Source organism: Rhodococcus sp. no. 34, from assembly GCF_054589475.1.
In genome coordinates, this window is sequence record NZ_BAAILK010000026.1 from 174,736 (window position 1) to 194,158 (window position 19,423).

Below are 19,423 nucleotides of genomic sequence, written 5' to 3' on the forward strand. Positions count from 1 at the left end.
GGTCGTCATGAAGAAACTCGGGCTACGCGGGAAACTGCTGCTGGCGCAGCTTGTCGTCCTGTTCGTCTCCTGCCTCGCCATCGCCGCAGTCGCCATTGCCGTCGCTGCCCCGCTCTTTCACAACCACCTCATGATGGCCGGCATCGAAGACTCGAATGTCCGTACCCACACCGAAGAGGCATTCGCTCAGACCATGACCATTGCACTGTTGTGCGGGATCGCGGTCGCACTGGTGGGCGCAAGCATCGCCGCGGTCTACATCGTCCGACGCATCACGGCCCCGATCTCAACGCTGGCGGAGGCGGCTCAAAGCGTCGCAGACGGGAACTTCGACGTGACTATCGGCAGGTCCGACGTAGATGCCGATTTCACGCGTCTCGAAACTGCCTTTGCCGACATGGCGGCACGCCTTGATCATTCGGATCGGGTCCGCAAACGCCTGCTTGCCGATCTTGCCCACGAATTACGCACTCCGCTATCGACTTTGGCTGCGTACGTGGACGGCATCGAGGATGGCGTCCTCCCCACGGACAACTCTTCATGGTCGGTCATGCGCGATCAACTCGAAAGACTGCGTCGGCTCTCTTGCGATCTGGCGGACGTCTCCGCGGCCGACGAACACGCTCTCGAACTCGATCGCCGAGACGAGAAGATCGACGACATCGTTTGCAGCGCAACGGCAGCAGCGGCGCCACGTTTCGCCGATCGTGGAGTCGAATTGACGACCGCGCTACCTCCGCAACCGATCACGGCCGAGGTCGATCGCCAACGAATCGAACAGATCCTCGCCAATCTGCTCGAAAACGCGTTGCGGCACACTCCGAGCGGAGGTTCGGTGAGGGTGACACTCGCACGGGAAGGTGACCACCTCTCGGTGTCCGTCACCGACACCGGTGACGGAATTCCCGCAGACCAACTCGAATCAGTCTTCGACCGTTTCCATCGCGGTGATCGATCCGACGGTTCCGGTTTGGGGCTCACGATTGCGCGCAGCCTCGCGCTCGCACACGGCGGCGATCTGTCGGCGCTCCGAAACGAGCAACCTCTCGGCAGCACGCTGATCCTCACCTTGCCGACAGGTTTCAGGCTGCCGCTTTGAACGGATCGTGCTCGGCGATCAGCTTCTCGAGTCGAGCCTCGTCCACTCGAACCCTGACTGTGGATGCCTCCTGCTGATCACGAATCACCTTGGCCAACGTGAACGTACTGGTGACCAAGAACAGCAAGGACATTCCGAGAAATCCGCGTTGCCACGCATCGATCGGAAGATACGCAATTCCGAGGAGGGTGCCGACAAAACTGACGGCAAAGGCTATTCCGGCCTGAAGATAGAAGGCTGCAGTGGTCTTCGAGGGTGTTGTCGGTGTGCTCATGCTTCGAAGTCTGCTCGCCCATCCCGGCACTCGGATGCGTAGTCCTACTCGAGTGCGCACGGTACTTCCCCGGCAAAAATCAGATGCCGTTACCCATCCTGGTGGATAGTCTCGGTCCGGTATCCGGAGTTGTTCCAGAATAGTCAGACGGCAGGAGTGATCGATGACCCGCAGACATATCGCCATGGTGAGCATTCCGGCACCGGGCCACGTCAATCCGAGCCTGGCGATCATCGCGCGTCTCGTCGCCGCCGGTCACCGCGTCACCTATGCCAACGACGAGTCGATGCGTGAGATCATCGAGGCGACCGGGGCCGAATTCGCACCGTACGTCTCCACGCTGCCCAGCCTCGTCCCTTCTCCCGACGGCGCCGAACCGGAGAAGAGCTGGGACGGGGATCTGATCGATCAGTTGACGATTTTCCAGGACGATTACGAGTCGATGCTGCCGCAGCTACGCCGAATCTACGAAGACGATCGCCCTGACCTCTTTCTCTACGACATCGCCGGCATTCCGGCACGAATACTGGCTCAGCAGTGGGGCGTTCCCATCATCCAGTTGTCGCCGACGTACGTTGCCTGGGACGGTTACGAAGCCGACGCCGCACCGATGTACGACGAAATTCGTTCCGATCCGAGAGGCGTCGACCTGCTCGATCGGGAGACCCGGTTCTTCCGCGCCGAAGGCGTCGAGGTCGATCCACGTGAGTTCACCGGACGCCCACCCCGTGCAATCGTGCTGATCGCAGAATCGATGCAGCCCAACGCCGATCGCGTGAACCGCGACGTCTACACGTTCGTCGGCCCCGCACTCGAACCGAGCAGTCAACCTTGGGTGAGCCCGGATCCCGAACGCAAGCTCTTGTTGATCTCGCTGGGTTCAGCATTCACCGATCATCCGGATTTCTACCGCACCTGCGTCGAGGCTTTCGGCCAGATGGACGGCTGGCACGTCGTCCTCCAGATCGGAAAGCAGGTGCAGATCTCAGATCTCGGACCATTGCCCGACAACGTCGAAATACACCGTTGGGTACCGCAGTTCGCGATTCTGCAGCAGGCCGACGCGTTCGTGACCCACGCGGGTATGGGCGGATCCAGCGAGGGACTGGTGACCGGGACACCCATGATCGCAGTGCCGCAAGCCGTCGATCAGTTCGGCAACGCCGACTCGCTCGTCGACGCCGGTGTCGCAGTACGCGTCGACAGCGCTACCGCCACGGCAGTAGAGCTTCGTGAGGCGCTGACTCTGGTGAGCGCCGACGAGTTCCGCCGACGCAGCGCGGAGTTGGCAGAAGAACTCGCAGCGGCGGGCGGTGTGTCCCGTGCCGTCGAATTGATCGAAGCCGCTCTACCCGGCAGCGGGCCCAGATAATGTCTGCTACCAGTGCCAGGCGTCGCCGCCCACGTTCTTGATGGTTCGCTGCAGCACAGTGATGGTGGTGACAAACTCCTCTTCGGTGATTCCCTGCATCCGCTCTTCCTGCAGCATCTGCTGTACCCGCGCGGCGCGATCGAACTGCTCGGAGCCCGCATCAGTCGGGCGAAGGACAGACCCGTCTTCGCGCGCCCACCCCAGTTCGAGGGCAGAGTCGACGGCGTCATCGATCACGTCGGTGGATTCGTTCGGACCGATCGTCCGCAAGAGGACAGCGCGCTCCACCCCTTCAGGGTGCAGCGAAAGTTGGTGCAGGACCCACCACCCCGGCTGGGTGACGCCGATCGCTTCGAGTGCTCCGCGCGTGCGCGCGCGAATCGCTTCACCGGCTCGCGCGGTCCAGAATCCGATCGGCTGGTTGGCCGGTGGCTGCATCGCTTGTTTGTTCATGCACACGACGATAAAACCTCAACGGAAGTTAAGGTCAACCACCAGCGAGGTGAAGTTCTACATATGTTGCGTGATTGCTCGGCCGATAATGCGGGCGGCGTCGGGGAACTCACCCGGGTTCGGTCCGGCGTAGTTGAGCCGCAAGAACTTTCCAGTCGGTTCTGCCGGGAACCAATCGTCACCGGCCCCGACGATGACGCCGGCCGACCGGCAGTCCTGCACCACGCGTTCGACGTTCGTGGTGTCCGGGAGCCGAAGCCAGAGGTTGAGTCCGCCTTTCGGTACGGCGTCGAGGTGAGCGTCCGGCGCGTGCTCGCGCAGACTCGAGACGAGGAGGTCGCGTCTGGCCTCGAGTTGGTGACGAAGCCTGCGCAAGTGCGTTCGCCAGGCCGGTTGGGTCACGACGTCGAGCGCTACCGCTTGCAGCATGCCGCTGACGTACATCGAATCTGCCTGTGTATCAGCCAGAATCCGCTCGTACGCCGGACCCCGAGCGATCAATCCGGCAACTCGCACCGATGGGGACACGCTCTTGGTCAGCGCACGAAGGTAGACGACGTGACCGCTGTCGTCTCGTGCAGCGATGGGGCTGGGATCTGCGGTGATTCCGAAGTCGAGCGCCGAACTGTCCTCGATGAGGAATGCGCCGTGCCGACGGACGGTGTCGAGAACCTTGTCAGCCAACGACGGCGACCACAGCGCTCCGGTCGGACTCGCGAAGCTCGGTTGTGCGTAGAACGCACGGGCACCGGTCTGTTCGAATGCACGCGAAAGCTCTTCAGGATCAGGCCCGTTGGCGCCGCTGGAAATCGGAATGACCGTGACTCCAGCCTGTGCGGCGGCCAGGATCGCTCCCCAGTAGGTCGGCGATTCCATGAGCAACGGACGCCCCTCCCCCACCAACGCGCGAAAGGACGTTGCAAGCCCACCCTGACTGCCGGGAAGTACAACCACGTCGTTCGGCCCCGGCGGAGTGATCCCGGCAGGAGTGGCGGAACCCAATTCGGAGGCAAACCAGGACTGCAGTTCCGGAAGCCCGGCAGCGAGGGGCCGATTGAACACGGCGTCGGTTCGCGTCGCCCTGGTGAAGGCTGCACGAACCAGACCTTCCGGCAACAGCTCTCGGGCCGGATAGCCGGAATGCAGCGCGATCACGTCGTTGGAGGTGGACTGCAGCGCCATGGGCAACTGCAGACGATAGTTCGGCGATCCGAGCGCCGCTGTCTGCCACCCGTAGTCGTTGGGTCGCACGACGCGCGCCGCGCGCACGAAGGTCCCCACACCGGGACGAGCCTCCACAACCCCCTGAGATACCAGTGTTCGCAGCGCCTTCTGCACGGTGACCGGACTCGCCCCGTGCAGGCTGACGAGCGACCGAGTGGACGGAAGCTTCGCGCCTGGAGGAGCCGTCGCGATCCACTCACGCAAGGCTGCGACAATCCTCGAACTGCTATCATTGGACATGTCGAATCATAGTAGCGCTACTCCTCTTTCGCCGCTAGCGCTATCGCGAATCAATGTCCGTTTCCAGACCGAACCCTGAGGCGCCCTTCTCATCTGAAACACAACTCGCCCACCCGAACCGGAGAGGTACGTAACCGCGTGAACACACCCATCGATCAGGCCCGCAAGCTCGAGAATGTCAGGTACGACATCAGAGGGCGAATTCTCGACAAGACCGAAGAACTCGAGGATCAGGGACACACGATCCTGCGACTCAACGTCGGCAATCCGGCCCCCTTCGGGTTCGAAGCTCCGGACGAAATCATGATGGCCATGATCCGCAATCTCCCTACCGCGCAGGGATATTGCGATTCTCGCGGACTGTATTCGGCGCGCACTGCGGTGGTCCAGTACTACCAGACGCGGGGTATCACCGACGTCACCGTCGACGAGATCTATCTCGGAAACGGTGTGTCCGAACTGATCACCCTGACGATGCAGGCCCTCTGCAATCCAGAGGACGAGATCCTGATTCCCGCTCCCGACTATCCCTTGTGGACGGCTTCGGTTTCACTTGCCGGCGGCACGCCCGTCCACTACCTCACCGATGAAAGCCAAGGCTGGGCACCGGACTTCGACGATCTGGAAGCTCGGATCACGCCGCGCACCCGAGGGATTGTCGTCATCAATCCCAACAATCCGACGGGCGCCGTCTACTCGACGGAGGTGCTGCAACGCTTCGTGGATCTAGCGCGCAAACACGATCTGATGCTCTTCGCCGACGAGATCTACGAAAAGATCGTCTACGACGGCCGATCCATGACAAACCTTGCGACGATGACCGGGCGAGACGTTCTGTGTCTGACGTATTCGGGACTGTCCAAGGCCTACCGCGTGTGCGGATTCCGAGCCGGATGGCTGGCCATCACCGGACCACTCGAGCGGGCGTCGAGCTTCATCGAAGGCATCAAATTGCTGGCCAACATGCGAATGTGTGCCAACGTGCCGGCGCAGCACGCTATCCAGACTGCACTCGGCGGACGTCAGTCCATCGAGGACCTGTTGCTTCCACAAGGTCGGCTGACGGCCCAGCGCGATCTCGCACACACCACGCTCAACAGCATCGACGGGATCAGTTGCCAACAGGCCGACGGGGCGCTGTACCTGTTCCCCAAGCTCGACGTCGACAAGTTCGGCATCGTCGACGACGAGAGGTTCGTTCTCGATCTACTGGAATCGGAGAAGATTCTTGTCAGCCACGGTCGCGCGTTCAATTGGATCGAACCCGATCACTTCCGGTTGGTGACTCTCCCCAACACCGACGATCTCTCGACGGCACTCGAGCGACTCGGCAACTTCCTCAGTTCCTACAGCCAGTAGCCCTGGGTACCGGGCCCACATACGACTGAACGCCGACCGGATTTCCGGTCGGCGTTCAGTGGTGAAAATCAGCAGGCGATCAGGCAGTGACGATCGCGTCGAGGGCCGAGTAGAACAAGCCCAATCCGTCGTCACTGGGACCGGTGAGAGCCTCGGTGGCGTGCTCGGGGTGCGGCATCAAACCGACGACCCGGCCGTTGGCCGAGGAGATGCCGGCGATACGACGCTGCGAGCCGTTGGGGTTCTCCTCCGAGTAACGGAAGACGACGCGGCCTTCGCCCTCGAGTTCGTCGAGAACCTTCTCGGACGCCTGGAAGCGACCTTCACCCGACTTGAGGGGGATGAGGATCTGCGCGCCGGCCTCGTATCGCGAGGACCACGCCGTGTTGTTGGCTTCGACCGTCAACCACTCGTCGCGGCAGATGAAGTGCAGACCCTGGTTACGGGTCAGGGCACCGGGCAGCAATCCTGCTTCGCAGAGGATCTGGAAACCGTTGCAGATGCCCAGGACCGGCATGCCGCCCTTGGCTGCTTCCACAACCTTGCCCATCGCGGGAGCAAAACGTGCGATCGCGCCGCAACGAAGGTAATCGCCGTACGAGAATCCGCCGGGCACGATGACCGCGTCGACACCCTTGAGGTCTGCATCGCCGTGCCAGAGTTCGACAGCTTCACCGCCGGCCAGGTTCACTGCCCGAGCCGCGTCGATGTCGTCGAGCGTGCCGGGGAAAGTGATTACTCCGATACGTGCGCTCATGCCTCGACTCGCCTGACGGTCCAATCCTCGATCACCGTGTTGGCCAGCAGGCCTTCGGCGATCTTCTCGAGTTCGGCGTCTTCGACACTGCCGTCGATCTCCAACTCGAACCGCTTGCCCTGACGGACATCGGATACTCCTGCAAAGCCCAGGCGAGACAGTGCCCCGACAATTGCCTGTCCCTGGGGGTCGAGAATCTCGGCCTTGGGCATGACTTCGACGACGACACGGGCCACGTGCTGCTCCTCGGTACTAGTGCGCGAACCCGGAGTGAAACGCTCGGGTGATGGCCAGTTTACCGGGCGGACCCGAGATGGTTCGCATCGAGTGATCGAGGCGTGACGGCCACCACCTGTGAAACCCGCCTGCGAGTCCCTTCGGGGCGGCGCATACTCGAAATCATGCGACTGACACATTTTGGCCATTCCTGTGTGCTCGTGGAGTTGAACGGCTCGAAGATCCTCTTCGATCCCGGCAACTTCTCGCACGGATTCGAAGGCATCACCGGCCTCGACGCCATCCTCGTGACACATCAACACCCCGATCACGCCGACCCTGCGCGGCTGCCCGAACTGGCCGAAGCGAATCCCGACGCCGTGCTCTACAGCGATCCGCAGACGGCTGAAAAGCTCGGTGGGCGCTGGACCGGCGTCCGGCCGGGCGACCGGTTCAGCATCGGCGACGTCGAGGTGACCGGAACGGGGGGAGAGCACGCAATCATCCATCCGGACCTACCGATGATCGACAACACCGCGTTCCTCCTCGGTGACGCCACCAACCCGGCACGGTTCATGCATCCCGGCGATTCCCTCTACGTCCCCGAACAAAAGATCGACGTTCTCGCCCTCCCCGCCGCCGCACCGTGGCTCAAGATCTCGGAGGCCATCGACTACCTCCGCGCGGTGGCGCCGCGCGTTGCGGTTCCCATTCATCAAGCGATCATCCGCGACGAGGCCGCGGGCATCTTCTACGGTCGCTACTCGGAAATGGCTGCCGACGGCACCGAGTTCCGAGTTCTCGACGAGGAGTCGAGCGTCGAAGTCGCCTGATTCGGTTCTCACGCACTCACATCGACGATGATCCAGCCGGTGCTCGTGCCACCGGCTGCGTCGGTGAGTGTGTAGAGAATCCTGTCGGTGCCTGCCTTCGTTCCGGCTTCGAACACCACTTCGCCGTTTTCGAGCTTCACGGTGCCACCGAGAAGTGACGTCGCCCCGGCGCCGGTCACTGTGATCGAATCTCCGTTGCTGTCATGATCATTCGCGACGGCGTCGACGGTGACTGTGCCGCCTGAGCGGACCCGCGCGGTGTCGAGTGCGGCGTACGGTGGGATCGGGCTTGCCGTGTACCGACCGACGTCGTCGAGTCGAGCCGAGGCAACCTCCGCCGCATCGACGATGGCAGCGAATTCGGTGCCGTCGAAGCGCGAGAGGTCGTTACCGTTCATGATGGTCGATCCCTCGGCGCCGCCGCCGTGGTAGTCGTCGGCATAGAAGTTGTGGCCCAACTCGTGGCGGAGAACGCGGCTGAAGTTGCCGTCGGACTCGGCACCGACATGCGCGTAGCTGTGGTCGAGTTCGAACTTCGAGTAGTAGGCATTTCCGCCACCGGATGCGCACACGACGGTCGCCTGATCGACACTCGACCCGACCTGATCGGACCACAGATCTTCCAACTGCTCGAGATTTTCACAACTGCTCGAGTACGGATCGCCGGCGGAATCTGCCCGCAGGACAACTCGACCGAGGACCGGCCGAATCCCGACGTCTCTGATCCAGATGGCAGCGGTGCGGGCCATTGATTCCTCGGCCCGATCCAGAGCGACGGCGGCACTGCCTGCGCCGTGCGCGGAGTACCACTCGCCACTGAGGTCCAGTCCGACCACGAACTGCTTGACCGTCTTGCCGACCCTTGCGGCCGAGGCCGGCGCAATGGCCGCGGTGGGCCACTTGGGTTTTGCGTCGATCGGCGCCGTGCTGCGACCGACCACCTCGGATCCGACGAACTCTATCGAAACACCACGATCGAAAATCACCTGCCCGCGCAGTGTTCCGGCGGAGTCGACGATGGCCGAGACGATTGCGTCCGGACGCCCTTCTACGCTGCCGATGTACGAACGGGGCGCCGGGATCACCGCGTCGGTCAGCTCTCCGTCGCTGTCTTGCACAGCCATCGAGAACTCGGATCCCCGCAGGTTCATCTTGTGAAGGCGCAGTGTGAGTTGCTCACCTTCATCGTCGACGGTTGCGGTGCGGACGCCATTGCTCGATCCGCTCGATCCGCTCGACCCGCCGTCGACACTGCCCGTCGGCAGCGTGTGAACCGCGCCGGTCGGAGCGGCAGACGCGAGCGCCGGAACGAACGCAGCACAGACGACTGCGCCCACAGCCACGGCGACAAGACCCTCGGCCGACTTGGAGAACACTCTCGTGCGCATGGCGAGATCCCAATCCCATCTACTAGCGGCAGATTAACTGCACGCACTCTAGCAGTGGGAGAGCTGGCTGACCCAGCGCTCTAATTAATCGTCCGTTTTATGCGATTTTGACCCACTCTGCACTACTACCAGCAAGGAAGTGGAGAAACGCGAAGAGTCTGCCCGCTCGGACAACCCGGACAGACGACATAGTCTCGTAGCTATCAAATAGTTGCCAACTGCCGAATTCAGGCAGCGCCGAGCTCCTGAGACGGGGAGTTCCACCGATACACCTGCGAGTCGGCTTCGTGGAAGAGGGCAAGGTCGACGGCGTCGAGGACGGCCTGACGTGGGCCCTCGTTTCCCAACTGCTTGGCCGTGATCGACAATCTGACCAGCCCCCCACGTTTGGCGGCACGCCCGGCTCCGAGAACCAATGCGCGACACCACCACGGCTCGGCCTTGAAGCCTTCGCCGATCCCGAAAACCCTTCCCCGTTGCAAGGTTCCGCGGGTCAGATCATGTACTGCCCCGAGGCCTGCCATCGTGCGAAAGCCCGTCTCCGGCAACACCGACATGGCACCGGGCGATGCCACCCAGCGCGGCGGTGCGAACACCCGGGTCCGAAGGCCTGCATGCTCGAGAACGCGGTCCGCAGCGAGTAGTCGCAGTTTCGCTTCGTGCTTCGACAGAGTGGCGAACTCGGCTCGGCGACGCTTGGTCGCGGCCTGGTCGTAGCCGTGCAGAACGATGGCATCGCCGTGCTCGCGACGCTCACGCAGCCAAGCCGTCGTCACCGCGTCGTCGGCCAGTCGGTATTTGTCCTTCAGTCGCGGCGCCACCAGGAGCGACAAGCGGACACCTCGAGTGTCCATCTCGTCTGCGAATCCGGCAGCGAGATAACATGTCTCGTCTCTGATTCCGGATACCGACACGATCAGTTCTGCGGACATACTCCGATAGTGGCAGCTGTGGGTGAACAGCACACTGCCGCCGGATGATCATCCGGCGGCAGTTTTCAGCGCACCTACTGGTTCTTGGAAACCTCTAGTTCTTGGGAAGCGCAGCTTCGATCGCGGCGACAACCTCGGGTGCGTCAGGCTCGGTCCGCGGACGGAAGCGGTTGACGACGGTGCCGTCCGGTCCGATCAGGAACTTCTCGAAGTTCCACTGAATGTCTCCCGCAGCGCCTTCGGCGTCGACCGCCTTGGTGAGCTCGGCGTACAGCGGATGCTGGTTTTCGCCGTTCACCTCGATCTTCTCGAGAAGCGGGAACGTGACGCCGTAGGTAGTGGAGCAGAACGTCTCGATCTCTTCGGCGGTACCCGGTTCCTGCCCCATGAACTGGTTGCACGGGATACCGATCACGGTCAGACCGCGATCGGCGTACTCGCTGGCCAGCTTCTCGAGCGCCGAGTACTGCGGGGTCAGTCCACACTTGGACGCGACGTTGACCACGAGGACGGCGCGGCCGTCGTATTCACCCAAAGAGGTGGGCACGCCACCGAGGGTGTTGATCGCGATGTTCTGTACTGGAGTTGTCATAGGCTCCAACTTAGCGACTCTCTCACGCACTGCTCCTTCGCGCACTGCTAATTCGACGCTCCGAGAATGCGATCGAGGTCGTCCAGAACGGTGAGGCCGCCGAGCGGTCCGACGCCGGTGATCCAGTAGGACATGTCCACCAGATGCGGGTTCGGGAAGAATCCGGCGTTGTCGGCCACGGCCTTCGGCATCGTGCCGGCATCGGCCGGTTTCGCGGAGGTGACCAGGATGAGGTCGGCGTTGGCTCCGGAGACGAATTCCGGGGAAAGGTCGACGGAGATCGAGTTCTCCCAGTCGCGTGCGGGAATCGTGAGTCCAGCACATTCGAGAGTGCTTCCGGCAAACGACGTGGGTCCGTACAGCGTCAGAACGTCGTCGCGTGGGCGGATCAGCTGAGCGGTCTTGCCCTCGGTGCTGTGCTTGCTCGCCACTTCCTCGCAGCGTGCCGTGTAGTCACCGAGCAGTTCACCTGCCTGATCGGTCTTGTTCAACGCCTCTGCGACGAACTGGACGTTGTCCTGCCACGGATCGGTCTGAGTTGCCATGTAGACGGTCGGCGCGATGGCAGCGAGCTGCTCGTACAGATCACCGTGCCGCGATTCCGTTCCGATGATCAGGTCCGGGCTCAGTGCGACGATCTTCTCGAGGTTCGGTGCCGCGACGGTTCCGACCATCTCGATCTCCGCCGCCTTCTCACCGAAGTACGCCGGAACGCCGGTCGTCTCGCTGAGTACCGCGGTGCCCACGGGAATCACGCCCAGCGCTACCGACGTGTCGAGCTGAACCGGCTCGAGCACGACAACTCGCTGCGGATCCGTCGGTACGTCGGTGGTTCCGCGTGCGTGGGTGACCGCATGCACGGCGTCGGGCTGCATCCCCGGGTCATAAAGATCGTCACCGCCACAAGCAGTCGTCGTTGCCACGATGGCGGCGAGGACAAACCCACCCAGCACGTACCTCGTACGCGAGTTACTGCGCTTCATTCACAAACTCCTGTTACCGACTGCTTCCGACCGTCACAGCCACGTGCATTCACCACGGCTGAGCAAAGGATTCACCATCCAATAGTCTGGTGAGCCTAACCTACGAGACTGGAGCCTCATCATGTCTTCCCTCCCCTGTCACAGCGACGGTGTCCTGGGGAAAGGATCTATGCAGTGCCTTTCGGAATTTGTCGCCAATCCGCAAACCAGTCGACGCCCTCACGCCTGCACACGGCAGTCGTCGACCGCCGGCGAACCTATGGTCGGTCGCGCCGGAATGACACATCTGTGGGTATTGATCGAGCATCCCGGCCCCTGGCCGGCGTCCGCCCCTGACGACGTTCTCCCCGTCGCGCTCACCGAAAAGATCTACGCAGCGCAGGGCCGTATCCGCGTCGTGGTGATCCGGCGGCACCGCAACCGCCGGGTGCTCACCCCGACGTGTGTACTCGCCTGGACGGACGGCACACGCCAATGGATGCGGGAAGGGTCGGTCGACCGATACGAGGACCTGTCGGTACTGCCGTTCGAATCGATCGCCACCGGAGCGGAACCCGACTTCGGCCGCTCCCGCACGGAACCGCTCTTCGCAGTCTGCACACATGGAAAGAAGGATGCGTGCTGCGCGGAACTCGGCCGCCCGGTCGTTTCGGCACTGAACGCGGCACAGATCGCAGATGTGTGGGAATGCAGTCACATCGGCGGAGATCGTTTCGCGGCCAACATGATTGCGTGGCCTGCCGCAGTCTATTTCAGCCGACTGGACGGCAACTCCGCAATCGATGCTGCCGAGAAATACCTAGCCGGAGAATTGGAGCTGCTGCACCTGCGCGGCCGGGCGGCACTGTCACAGGCCGCTCAGGCAGCCGAACATGCTGTCCGACGCGCCACCGACATCGTCGCCACGGACGCACTCGAGAGCATCAGCGAGAGTGTCGACGGAGAACACACGACTGTCGATCTTCGGTTGGAGGGGAGAGACTTTCGCGTCGTCGTTCGCTCCGGTCCTCCAGGGCTGCCGTTCCGACATGATTGTGGTGCCGGAGGGACCGTCGAATGGAGCGGATGGACCGTCGAGCACGTTCGCGAGCAACCCCACTGACCACTCGATTTCGACAAGAGTGCCCGGCAGGCCATCGAACCGAGATTTGCGCTGACTGACAACACTTCGAATCAGGTCGCGATGAAGGATCGACGCCCCTGGTGTTTACAGCTTGCATTCTTCCCATGACCACCGCACTGACGCCGAATGCCGTACCCCGGTCTGCTGATCCGATCAAAAGTGAGGTCGACTACGAAACACTGGCAGAGAAATTCCGTCCGATCTTCGCGGACATCGCACAAGGCGTCGTCGAACGCGAACGCGATCACGTGCTTCCCTTCCAACAGATCGACGCACTCAAGAATGCAGGCTTCGGCGCCGTTCGGGTGCCGACAACACACGGTGGATCGGGTGCGAGCATCCCGCAATTGATCCGCTTACTAGTCGAGCTGTCGAGCGCCGATTCCAATATCACCCAGGCCCTGCGCGGACATTTCGCGTTTGTCGAAGACCGACTGGTCGCCGACCCCGGCCCGGAGCGTGACATCTGGCTCCGACGCTTCGCGGAGGGACAGTTGGTTGGCAACGCGTGGACCGAAATCGGCGACGTTGCATTGGGCGAAGCCAACACCAAGGTCTCGCCCGCACCCGATGCCGAACATTTCCTGGCGAACGGGGCAAAGTTCTACAGCACGGGTTCCATCTTCGCCGACTGGATCGACCTGTACTCGCAGCGCACCGACACCGCCGCATTCGTGATCGCGGCGGTCGAGGCGAGACAACCCGGTGTCACACACAGTGACGATTGGAACGGGTTCGGTCAGCAGACGACTGGCTCCGGTTCGTCCGTCTACGAGGACGCAATTGTACAGCCGGAGAACATCTTCGACTTCTTGACGCGATTCAAATACCAGACCGCGTTCTACCAATTGTTCCACCTCGCCACTCTCGCCGGCATCGCCAAGGCTGCTACGATCGAGATCTCTCGTCGAGTTGCCTCTCGCACTCGAACCTTCAGTCACGGCAACGCTCCGAGATACGCGCAGGATTCGCAGATCCAGCAAGTTGTCGGCGAGGTGTCCTCTGCAGCCTTTGCAGCCGAGGCCGTAGCGCTGCACGCAGCACAGTCGTCCCAATGGGCTTACGAAGCCGCATTCTCCGGCTCGCCGGAGGAGGAGAAGGCCGCCAACATCGCAGCCGAAATCGATTCGGGGCGAGGGCAAGTCGCCTCGATCGGACTCGTCGTGCCGGCTACGGCCAAGATCTTCGACGCACTCGGTGCCTCCGGAGTCAGCCGCGACCTCGATCTCGATCGATTCTGGCGTAACGCCCGCACCGTCGCCAGCCACAATCCGGTCGTCTTCAAATCCAAAGTTGTCGGCGACTACGAAATCAACGGAACCGAACCGATTTACGTGTGGGCCATCGGGACCGCACCGACCGAAAAGGATGAGCAGGCATGACCGTGACCAGTGAAACCGAAGTCTTCGTCGGCGTTCCCGACACATCCGAGGGCTGGATCGACCGGGCTCGCGAGGTGAGCAACATCCTTGCCGCCGACGCACTCGCCCGCGACCGAGCCGGCGAACCACCGTTCCGAGAAGTTCAGCTACTCAAGGACAGTGGTCTTGTAACGCTCCTGGGCCCGGTCGAGTTCGGCGGCGGCGGGCAGCGATGGGAGACCGCCTACAAGGTGGTTCGGGAGATCGCCCGCGCCGACGGCTCCATCGGACAACTGCTCGGATACCACTACCTGTGGGCATGGGCAGCCAGATTGGTCGGAACCGATCCGCAGATCTCCGCTGTCGAGGAGCTGTACACGAGCAACCGATTCTTCTTCGGCGGCGCGGTCAACCCTCGAGACACCGACCTCACCGTCGCGGACCGCGGAGACACCCTGGTGTTCAACGGTGTGAAGTCGTTTTCCACCGGCGGCCGAGTCACCGACCTCACGGTGCTCGAAGGAATCATCGACGGAACTGCGACGCATGTGTTCGCAATCGTGCCGACTGCTCAGGACGGCATAGTCTTCCGCGGTGATTGGGACAATCTCGGGCAGCGCCTCACCGATTCCGGCAGTGTCGAGATCAACGACGTCGAGGTCGACTGGGCAAGTGCGGCAGGCTTTGTCGACAAGGAATTCCAACCTCTGGTCTACAACACCCTGAACTTCCCGGCGATCGAGATCGTGTTCGCCAACTTCTACCTCGGGATCGCTCGTGGCGCACTGGACACTGCCGCCGAGTACACCCGAACCCGTACGCGTCCATGGCCGTACGGCGGTGACAACCGCGAAATCGCAACCGACGAGTGGTACCTCCGTGAGGGCTACGGCGACTTGCAATCCAAGCTGTGGGCAGCGGAGGCCTTCGTGGACCAGGTCAGCCGTGAGGTCGACGCCGTGCTCCACGACGCTCGCGAAAACCTCACCGAGCAGGCTCGCGGCGACCTCGCCGTACGCATTGCGGCCGCAAAGCTTCGCGCCGCCGACGTCTCCTTGGAGATCAGCAACAAGATCTTCGAGCTGACCGGTGCCCGAGCCACGTCCAACGACGTCGGCCTGGACATCTACTGGCGCAACATTCGGACGCATACCCTTCACGATCCGCTCGCGTACAAACGCCGTGAAGTCGGTAGTCGTTTTCTGACCGGCGAGATTCCCGAACCGACCTGGTACACATAGCAGCCACGAACAGAAAGAGACCGTCGCACGGTTGGTGCGGCGGTCTCTTTCATCGTTACGACCAGGATCACTGATCGTAGATCGGGTTCCGCGCCTGCAGCGCAGTCAAACGTTCAGCAGAGCGGACGGATCTAGTGATGGCTCACGAACGACTGTTTGGTGCCGGTCGGAGCCGTTTCGAGTTTGTGCTGCTCTTCTTCGTCCTCGTCGTCGAGCATCGTGGCTTCGTTGAACGGAATCTTCCCGTCGAGTACCTCGACGACGCGTTCCTTGTCGATCGTCTTGGTCCAGGCGCCGACCAGGAGAGTCGCAACCGCATTGCCCGAGAAGTTGGTGATCGCTCGCGCTTCCGACATGAAGCGGTCGATTCCGACGATGAGTCCGACGCCGTCGAGAAGCTCGGGGCGATGGCTCTGCAGTCCGCCTGCCAGCGTGGCCAGACCGGCGCCGCTGACTCCGGCAGCGCCCTTGGAGGCGATGATCATGAACACCAGCAGCGAGAGCTGTTCACCGAAACCGAGTGGCTGTCCCATGGCGTCGGCGATGAAGATCGAGGCCATCGTCAGGTAGATCGCGGTGCCGTCGAGATTGAACGAGTAGCCCGTGGGAACGACGATGCCCACCGTGGTGCGCTCGACGCCTACGTGCTCCATCTTGGCGATCAGACGCGGCAGTGCCGATTCGGAGGACGACGTGGCGAAGATGAGCAGGTACTCACGGGCCAAGTACTTGACCAGCTTGAAGATGTTGAATCCGGTGACCGCGCGCAGCAGCGTTCCGAGAACACCGAAGACGAAGATCAGGCAGGTCAGGTAGAAGCCGATCATCAGGGTTCCGAGCTGGACGACGGCGTTCAAACCGGTCTGGCCGACGACGCTGGCGATGGCGCCGAAAGCACCGATCGGGGCGAGCCAGAGAATCATCGTCAGGATCTTGAACACGAGCTTCTGGATGTATCCGACGGCCTTGAGGATCGGTTCACCCGACTTGCCGAGCGACTGGATCGCGAAGCCGACCAGAAGGGCGACGAACAGAGTCTGCAGCACGCTGCCGGCTGTGAGGGAGGACAGCATCGACGTCGGAATGATGGACGCGATGAAGTCCCAGGTACCGCCCGCGCTGTGGGCCTGATCTGCAAGCTTGGCCACGGAGGCCGCATTGGGCGTGATGTTCAGGCCACTGCCCGGGTTGAGCAGGTTGCCGACGCCCAGGCCGATCGCGAGTGCGATGGTGGACATCCCGATGAAGTAGGCGAGTGCGAGGCCGCCGACCTTGCCGACCTTGGCCGCCGCTCGAACCGAGCCGATGCCGAGCACGATGGTGCAGAAGATGACCGGGCTGATCATCATCTTGATCAGGCTGACGAACAACGTGCCGAGTACACCGACGGACTTACCGAACTCGGGTGCGAGCCAACCGACGAGGATGCCGCCGATGACCGCGACGATGACGCTCATGTAGAGCCAATGCGTCTTGTCGCGCTTTGCCTTGGTGCCCTCGGGCTGTGGGGAACCGTCTACTGTCCCTGTTGCCGTGCTGCTCATGGGGTGTCCTTTGGATCGGATATCTGTGAAGTGATCGGGATCACTTCGAGTCGTGGAGAATTCTTGTTGCAAACAGGTGGGCCCGGAAGTTTGTGTTCATTACGTTCAGGAGGCGCTCGATGGTCGAACGAAAGACCGGCCGACGTATGAGCGTCGCCAGGCAGATCCTGCTCCTGCAATTGGCGTTGTTGGCGCTGGTCATCGGTGTGGGAGCCGCGCTCGCAGTTGTCGACGAACGCCGAGACAGCGACGACGCGATCCGCAGGCAGGTGAGCTCGATAGCGCAGACTCTCGCCCTGTCGGATTCGACGGCGGCAGCCCTGACGAGTCCGGACCCGACCGCGATTCTGCAACCACAGACCGAGAAGATCCGACAGGCCACCGGCGTCGATTTCATCGTGGTGATGGCGCCTGATCGCACTCGGTTCACCCACACGAGCCCGGAGCTGATCGGTCAACTCTTCACCGGGAACATCGACCGCGCACTTGCCGGCGCGACCTTCACGGAGACGTACGCCGGGTCGCTGGGGCCGTCGATCCGCGCAGTCACTCCTGTCTACGATTCCGGCGGAACCCTGGTCGGTCTGGTTTCTGCCGGTGTCACCCGCGAGCAGATCAGCAAGCAGTTCGCCCAAAGTGTTCCGGTCATCCTGTTCGTTGCCGGCGGGGGTCTTCTTGCCGCCCTCCTGAGTTCACTTCTGGTGAGTCGGCGTATCAGGCGACAGACCTTGGGGATGGCGCCGGATGAACTGCGCACCATGTACGAACACCACGACGCCGTCCTGCACAGCATCGGTGAGGGTCTGGTGGTGATCGGGCGAGGCCGAAGCAGAGATGCGCGAGTGGATATCGTCAACGACGAAGCGCGTCGCCTCCTCGATCTACCGGACGGGCCCGTGCCACTTTCGTCCATCCCCGAGACCATGCGAGTCGACGACGCCTCTCCCGCGAAGGATCAAGTGCACCTCACCGACAAGCGTGTGCTGGTGGTCAACCAACACCCGGTTGAGTGGGAGGGCAACAGAATTGGCACCGTGCTGACAATTCGCGATCACACCGAATTGCAGAACGTACTCGGGGAATTGGATTCGGTACGCAGTTTTGCCGAGTCGCTTCGATCGCAAGCCCACGAGAGTGCAAATCGTCTGCACACGATCATCACGATGGTCGAGTTGGGCCGGAACGACGACGCAGTGGCCTTCGCCACCAATGAATTGCGAGTGTCCCAACAGTTGATAGATCGTCTGATGAATGCGGTCCACGAGCCGGCGCTCGCCGCACTGCTGCTCGGGAAAATGAGTGAAGCGACCGAACGCGGGGTCGACCTGACCATCACCGAAGACACCGCGCTCGGTCCGGTTCCTTCGCTCAATGCACGCGAGTTGGTCACGCTGGTCGGCAATCTCGTGGACAATGCTATTGACGCATCGCGCGCGAGCGAGTCTCCGTGGGTGGAAGTGACGGTAATGGAAGAGGATTCGATGATGGTTGTTGCCGTCGCCGACAGCGGCCCGGGAATGACACCCGAAGCACTCGAAAAGGCCAAGGGCCGTGGCTACTCCACAAAATCCGGCTCTCGTGGACTCGGTCTCGCACTCGTCTCTCAAGTGGTGAAACGGCACGGCGGCACGCTCACCAGCGAACCGGCGATGGGCTCCATGCTGGTGGTCCGCATCCCGCTGCGCGAGGCGGAAGCGCCGCGATGATCCGTGTACTGATAGTCGACGACGAACCGTTGATCGCGCAGGCGCACCGTTCCTACGTCGAGCGAGTGCCGGAGTTCGTGGTCCACGGCGTGGTTCATTCCGGGAACGCCGCCGTGCGTGCAGTTACGGCGGCCAACGCCACCGACCAGCCCATCGACCTGGTCCTGCTCGACATCGGGTTGCCCGACGCCAGCGGTCTCGACGTGGCTTCCGCCCTGGGCGGTTTGCGGCCCAGTCCGGACATCATCGCGGTTACCTCGGCGCGCGATCTGGAGGTGGTCCGAAGCGCCGTGGCTCGCGGGATCGTCCTCTATCTTCTCAAGCCGTTCACTTTCGCAGCATTCCGCGACAAGCTCGAGCGCTACCTCGAATATCGTGCAGCGCTTCCCGCTGGAGAGTCTGCGGTCAGTCAACACGACATCGACCGCGCGATGTCCGCGCTACGAACGTCCGACGATCGAGCAGCGGCACCGAAAGGCTTTGCGTCTCAAACACTCGGACTCGTCGCAGCGTCTGTCCGGGATTCTGAGGGACCCGTGACCGCTGCAGAGGTGGCAGCATCGGTCGGCGTGTCCCGGGTGACAGCCTGGCGCTACCTGGAAAAGCTGGCAGACGACGGCATGCTCACCCGGGAGACCGAGTACGGGCGCGCTGGGCGCCCTCAGGTTCGTTACCGCAGAACCTGATTGACACAGAACCTGACAGTCACCGAACCTGATTGACACA

19 protein-coding genes are annotated in these 19,423 nt (G+C 62.3%); 9 read left to right on the forward strand and 10 right to left on the reverse strand.

The genetic code is table 11. From position 1 onward, the window contains the following. The first annotated feature begins 7 nt into the window (after nt 1-7). On the forward strand, nt 8-1,099 hold the full coding sequence (locus tag ACYP01_RS09940; RefSeq protein WP_054781006.1) for a sensor histidine kinase: 1,092 nt from the start codon (nt 8-10) through the stop codon (nt 1,097-1,099). On the opposite strand, the gene ACYP01_RS09945 is transcribed toward ACYP01_RS09940, so the two are convergent. Continuing rightward, entirely contained in the window at nt 1,083-1,373 is a 291-nt protein-coding gene (locus ACYP01_RS09945) for a YiaA/YiaB family inner membrane protein (RefSeq protein ID WP_003945505.1), read from the reverse strand. The genes ACYP01_RS09940 and ACYP01_RS09945 overlap by 17 nt on opposite strands. A 163-nt stretch (nt 1,374-1,536) precedes the next feature. Here ACYP01_RS09945 and ACYP01_RS09950 point away from each other — a divergent pair, with 163 nt between their 5' ends. Beyond that, entirely contained in the window at nt 1,537-2,745 is a 1,209-nt protein-coding gene (locus tag ACYP01_RS09950; RefSeq protein WP_459679720.1) for a macrolide family glycosyltransferase, read from the forward strand. Between the two features lie 6 nt (nt 2,746-2,751). Here ACYP01_RS09950 and ACYP01_RS09955 read toward each other — a convergent pair whose 3' ends face one another. Both ACYP01_RS09955 and ACYP01_RS09960 read right to left on the reverse strand, forming a co-directional pair. Continuing rightward, nucleotides 2,752-3,198 carry a MarR family winged helix-turn-helix transcriptional regulator gene (locus tag ACYP01_RS09955; RefSeq protein ID WP_037132303.1) on the reverse strand — a complete coding sequence of 149 codons (447 nt, stop codon included), beginning with the start codon at nt 3,196-3,198 and terminating at the stop codon, nt 2,752-2,754. A gap of 57 nt (nt 3,199-3,255) precedes the next feature. After that, nucleotides 3,256-4,662 (reverse strand): aminotransferase-like domain-containing protein, encoded by a 1,407-nt coding sequence (locus ACYP01_RS09960; RefSeq protein WP_042452643.1) that lies wholly within the window; start codon nt 4,660-4,662, stop codon nt 3,256-3,258. 138 nt (nt 4,663-4,800) lie between these two features. Here ACYP01_RS09960 and ACYP01_RS09965 point away from each other — a divergent pair, with 138 nt between their 5' ends. Beyond that, entirely contained in the window at nt 4,801-6,021 is a 1,221-nt protein-coding gene (locus ACYP01_RS09965; RefSeq protein ID WP_003945423.1) for a pyridoxal phosphate-dependent aminotransferase, read from the forward strand. Between the two features lie 79 nt (nt 6,022-6,100). Here ACYP01_RS09965 and purQ read toward each other — a convergent pair whose 3' ends face one another. After that, entirely contained in the window at nt 6,101-6,778 is a 678-nt protein-coding gene (purQ, locus tag ACYP01_RS09970) for a phosphoribosylformylglycinamidine synthase subunit PurQ (RefSeq protein ID WP_003945887.1), read from the reverse strand. Continuing rightward, a complete protein-coding gene (purS, locus tag ACYP01_RS09975) occupies nt 6,775-7,014 on the reverse strand; it encodes a phosphoribosylformylglycinamidine synthase subunit PurS (RefSeq protein WP_003945817.1) in 240 nt (79 codons plus the stop codon). Before purS ends, purQ begins: the two co-directional genes overlap by 4 nt. A gap of 165 nt (nt 7,015-7,179) precedes the next feature. Between purS and ACYP01_RS09980 the strand changes: the two genes are divergently transcribed. Next, complete coding sequence (locus ACYP01_RS09980; RefSeq protein WP_054781003.1) at nt 7,180-7,827, forward strand: MBL fold metallo-hydrolase; 648 nt, start codon at nt 7,180-7,182, stop codon at nt 7,825-7,827. 8 nt (nt 7,828-7,835) lie between these two features. Here the strand turns inward: ACYP01_RS09980 and ACYP01_RS09985 are convergent, their stop codons facing one another. From ACYP01_RS09985 to ACYP01_RS10000, 4 genes are all read right to left on the reverse strand, one after another. Beyond that, nucleotides 7,836-9,215 carry an Ig-like domain-containing protein gene (locus ACYP01_RS09985; protein WP_459679725.1) on the reverse strand — a complete coding sequence of 460 codons (1,380 nt, stop codon included), beginning with the start codon at nt 9,213-9,215 and terminating at the stop codon, nt 7,836-7,838. A gap of 227 nt (nt 9,216-9,442) precedes the next feature. Beyond that, the gene (locus tag ACYP01_RS09990; RefSeq protein ID WP_007734443.1) at nt 9,443-10,147 is read right to left on the reverse strand and encodes a DUF2334 domain-containing protein; all 705 of its coding nucleotides are present in this window, start codon (nt 10,145-10,147) and stop codon (nt 9,443-9,445) included. A 94-nt stretch (nt 10,148-10,241) separates the two neighbouring features. Continuing rightward, nucleotides 10,242-10,739: a glutathione peroxidase gene (locus ACYP01_RS09995; protein ID WP_459679727.1), complete on the reverse strand. Its 498-nt coding sequence runs from the start codon at nt 10,737-10,739 to the stop codon at nt 10,242-10,244. A gap of 47 nt (nt 10,740-10,786) precedes the next feature. After that, a complete protein-coding gene (locus ACYP01_RS10000) occupies nt 10,787-11,722 on the reverse strand; it encodes an ABC transporter substrate-binding protein (RefSeq protein ID WP_459679729.1) in 936 nt (311 codons plus the stop codon). A 277-nt stretch (nt 11,723-11,999) separates the two neighbouring features. Here ACYP01_RS10000 and ACYP01_RS10005 point away from each other — a divergent pair, with 277 nt between their 5' ends. The 3 genes from ACYP01_RS10005 (at nt 12,000) to ACYP01_RS10015 (ending at nt 15,447) form a co-directional block, all read left to right on the forward strand. Further along, the gene (locus ACYP01_RS10005) at nt 12,000-12,824 is read left to right on the forward strand and encodes a sucrase ferredoxin (RefSeq protein WP_459679731.1); all 825 of its coding nucleotides are present in this window, start codon (nt 12,000-12,002) and stop codon (nt 12,822-12,824) included. 125 nt (nt 12,825-12,949) lie between these two features. After that, nucleotides 12,950-14,227, forward strand: coding sequence for an acyl-CoA dehydrogenase family protein (locus ACYP01_RS10010; RefSeq protein WP_459679733.1), 1,278 nt, complete (start codon nt 12,950-12,952; stop codon nt 14,225-14,227). Next, on the forward strand, nt 14,224-15,447 hold the full coding sequence (locus tag ACYP01_RS10015; protein WP_459679735.1) for an acyl-CoA dehydrogenase family protein: 1,224 nt from the start codon (nt 14,224-14,226) through the stop codon (nt 15,445-15,447). The genes ACYP01_RS10010 and ACYP01_RS10015 overlap by 4 nt, the downstream gene beginning before the upstream one ends. A gap of 131 nt (nt 15,448-15,578) precedes the next feature. Here ACYP01_RS10015 and ACYP01_RS10020 read toward each other — a convergent pair whose 3' ends face one another. Next, nucleotides 15,579-16,991, reverse strand: a complete 1,413-nt coding sequence (locus ACYP01_RS10020) for a C4-dicarboxylate transporter DctA (RefSeq protein ID WP_007734438.1) — start codon at nt 16,989-16,991, stop codon at nt 15,579-15,581. Between the two features lie 119 nt (nt 16,992-17,110). On the opposite strand from ACYP01_RS10020, the gene ACYP01_RS10025 reads away from it, so the two are divergent. Next, complete coding sequence (locus ACYP01_RS10025; protein ID WP_003945507.1) at nt 17,111-18,697, forward strand: sensor histidine kinase; 1,587 nt, start codon at nt 17,111-17,113, stop codon at nt 18,695-18,697. Continuing rightward, a complete protein-coding gene (locus tag ACYP01_RS10030) occupies nt 18,694-19,383 on the forward strand; it encodes a response regulator (protein ID WP_003945570.1) in 690 nt (229 codons plus the stop codon). The genes ACYP01_RS10025 and ACYP01_RS10030 overlap by 4 nt, the downstream gene beginning before the upstream one ends. Nucleotides 19,384-19,423: the final 40 nt, after the last annotated feature.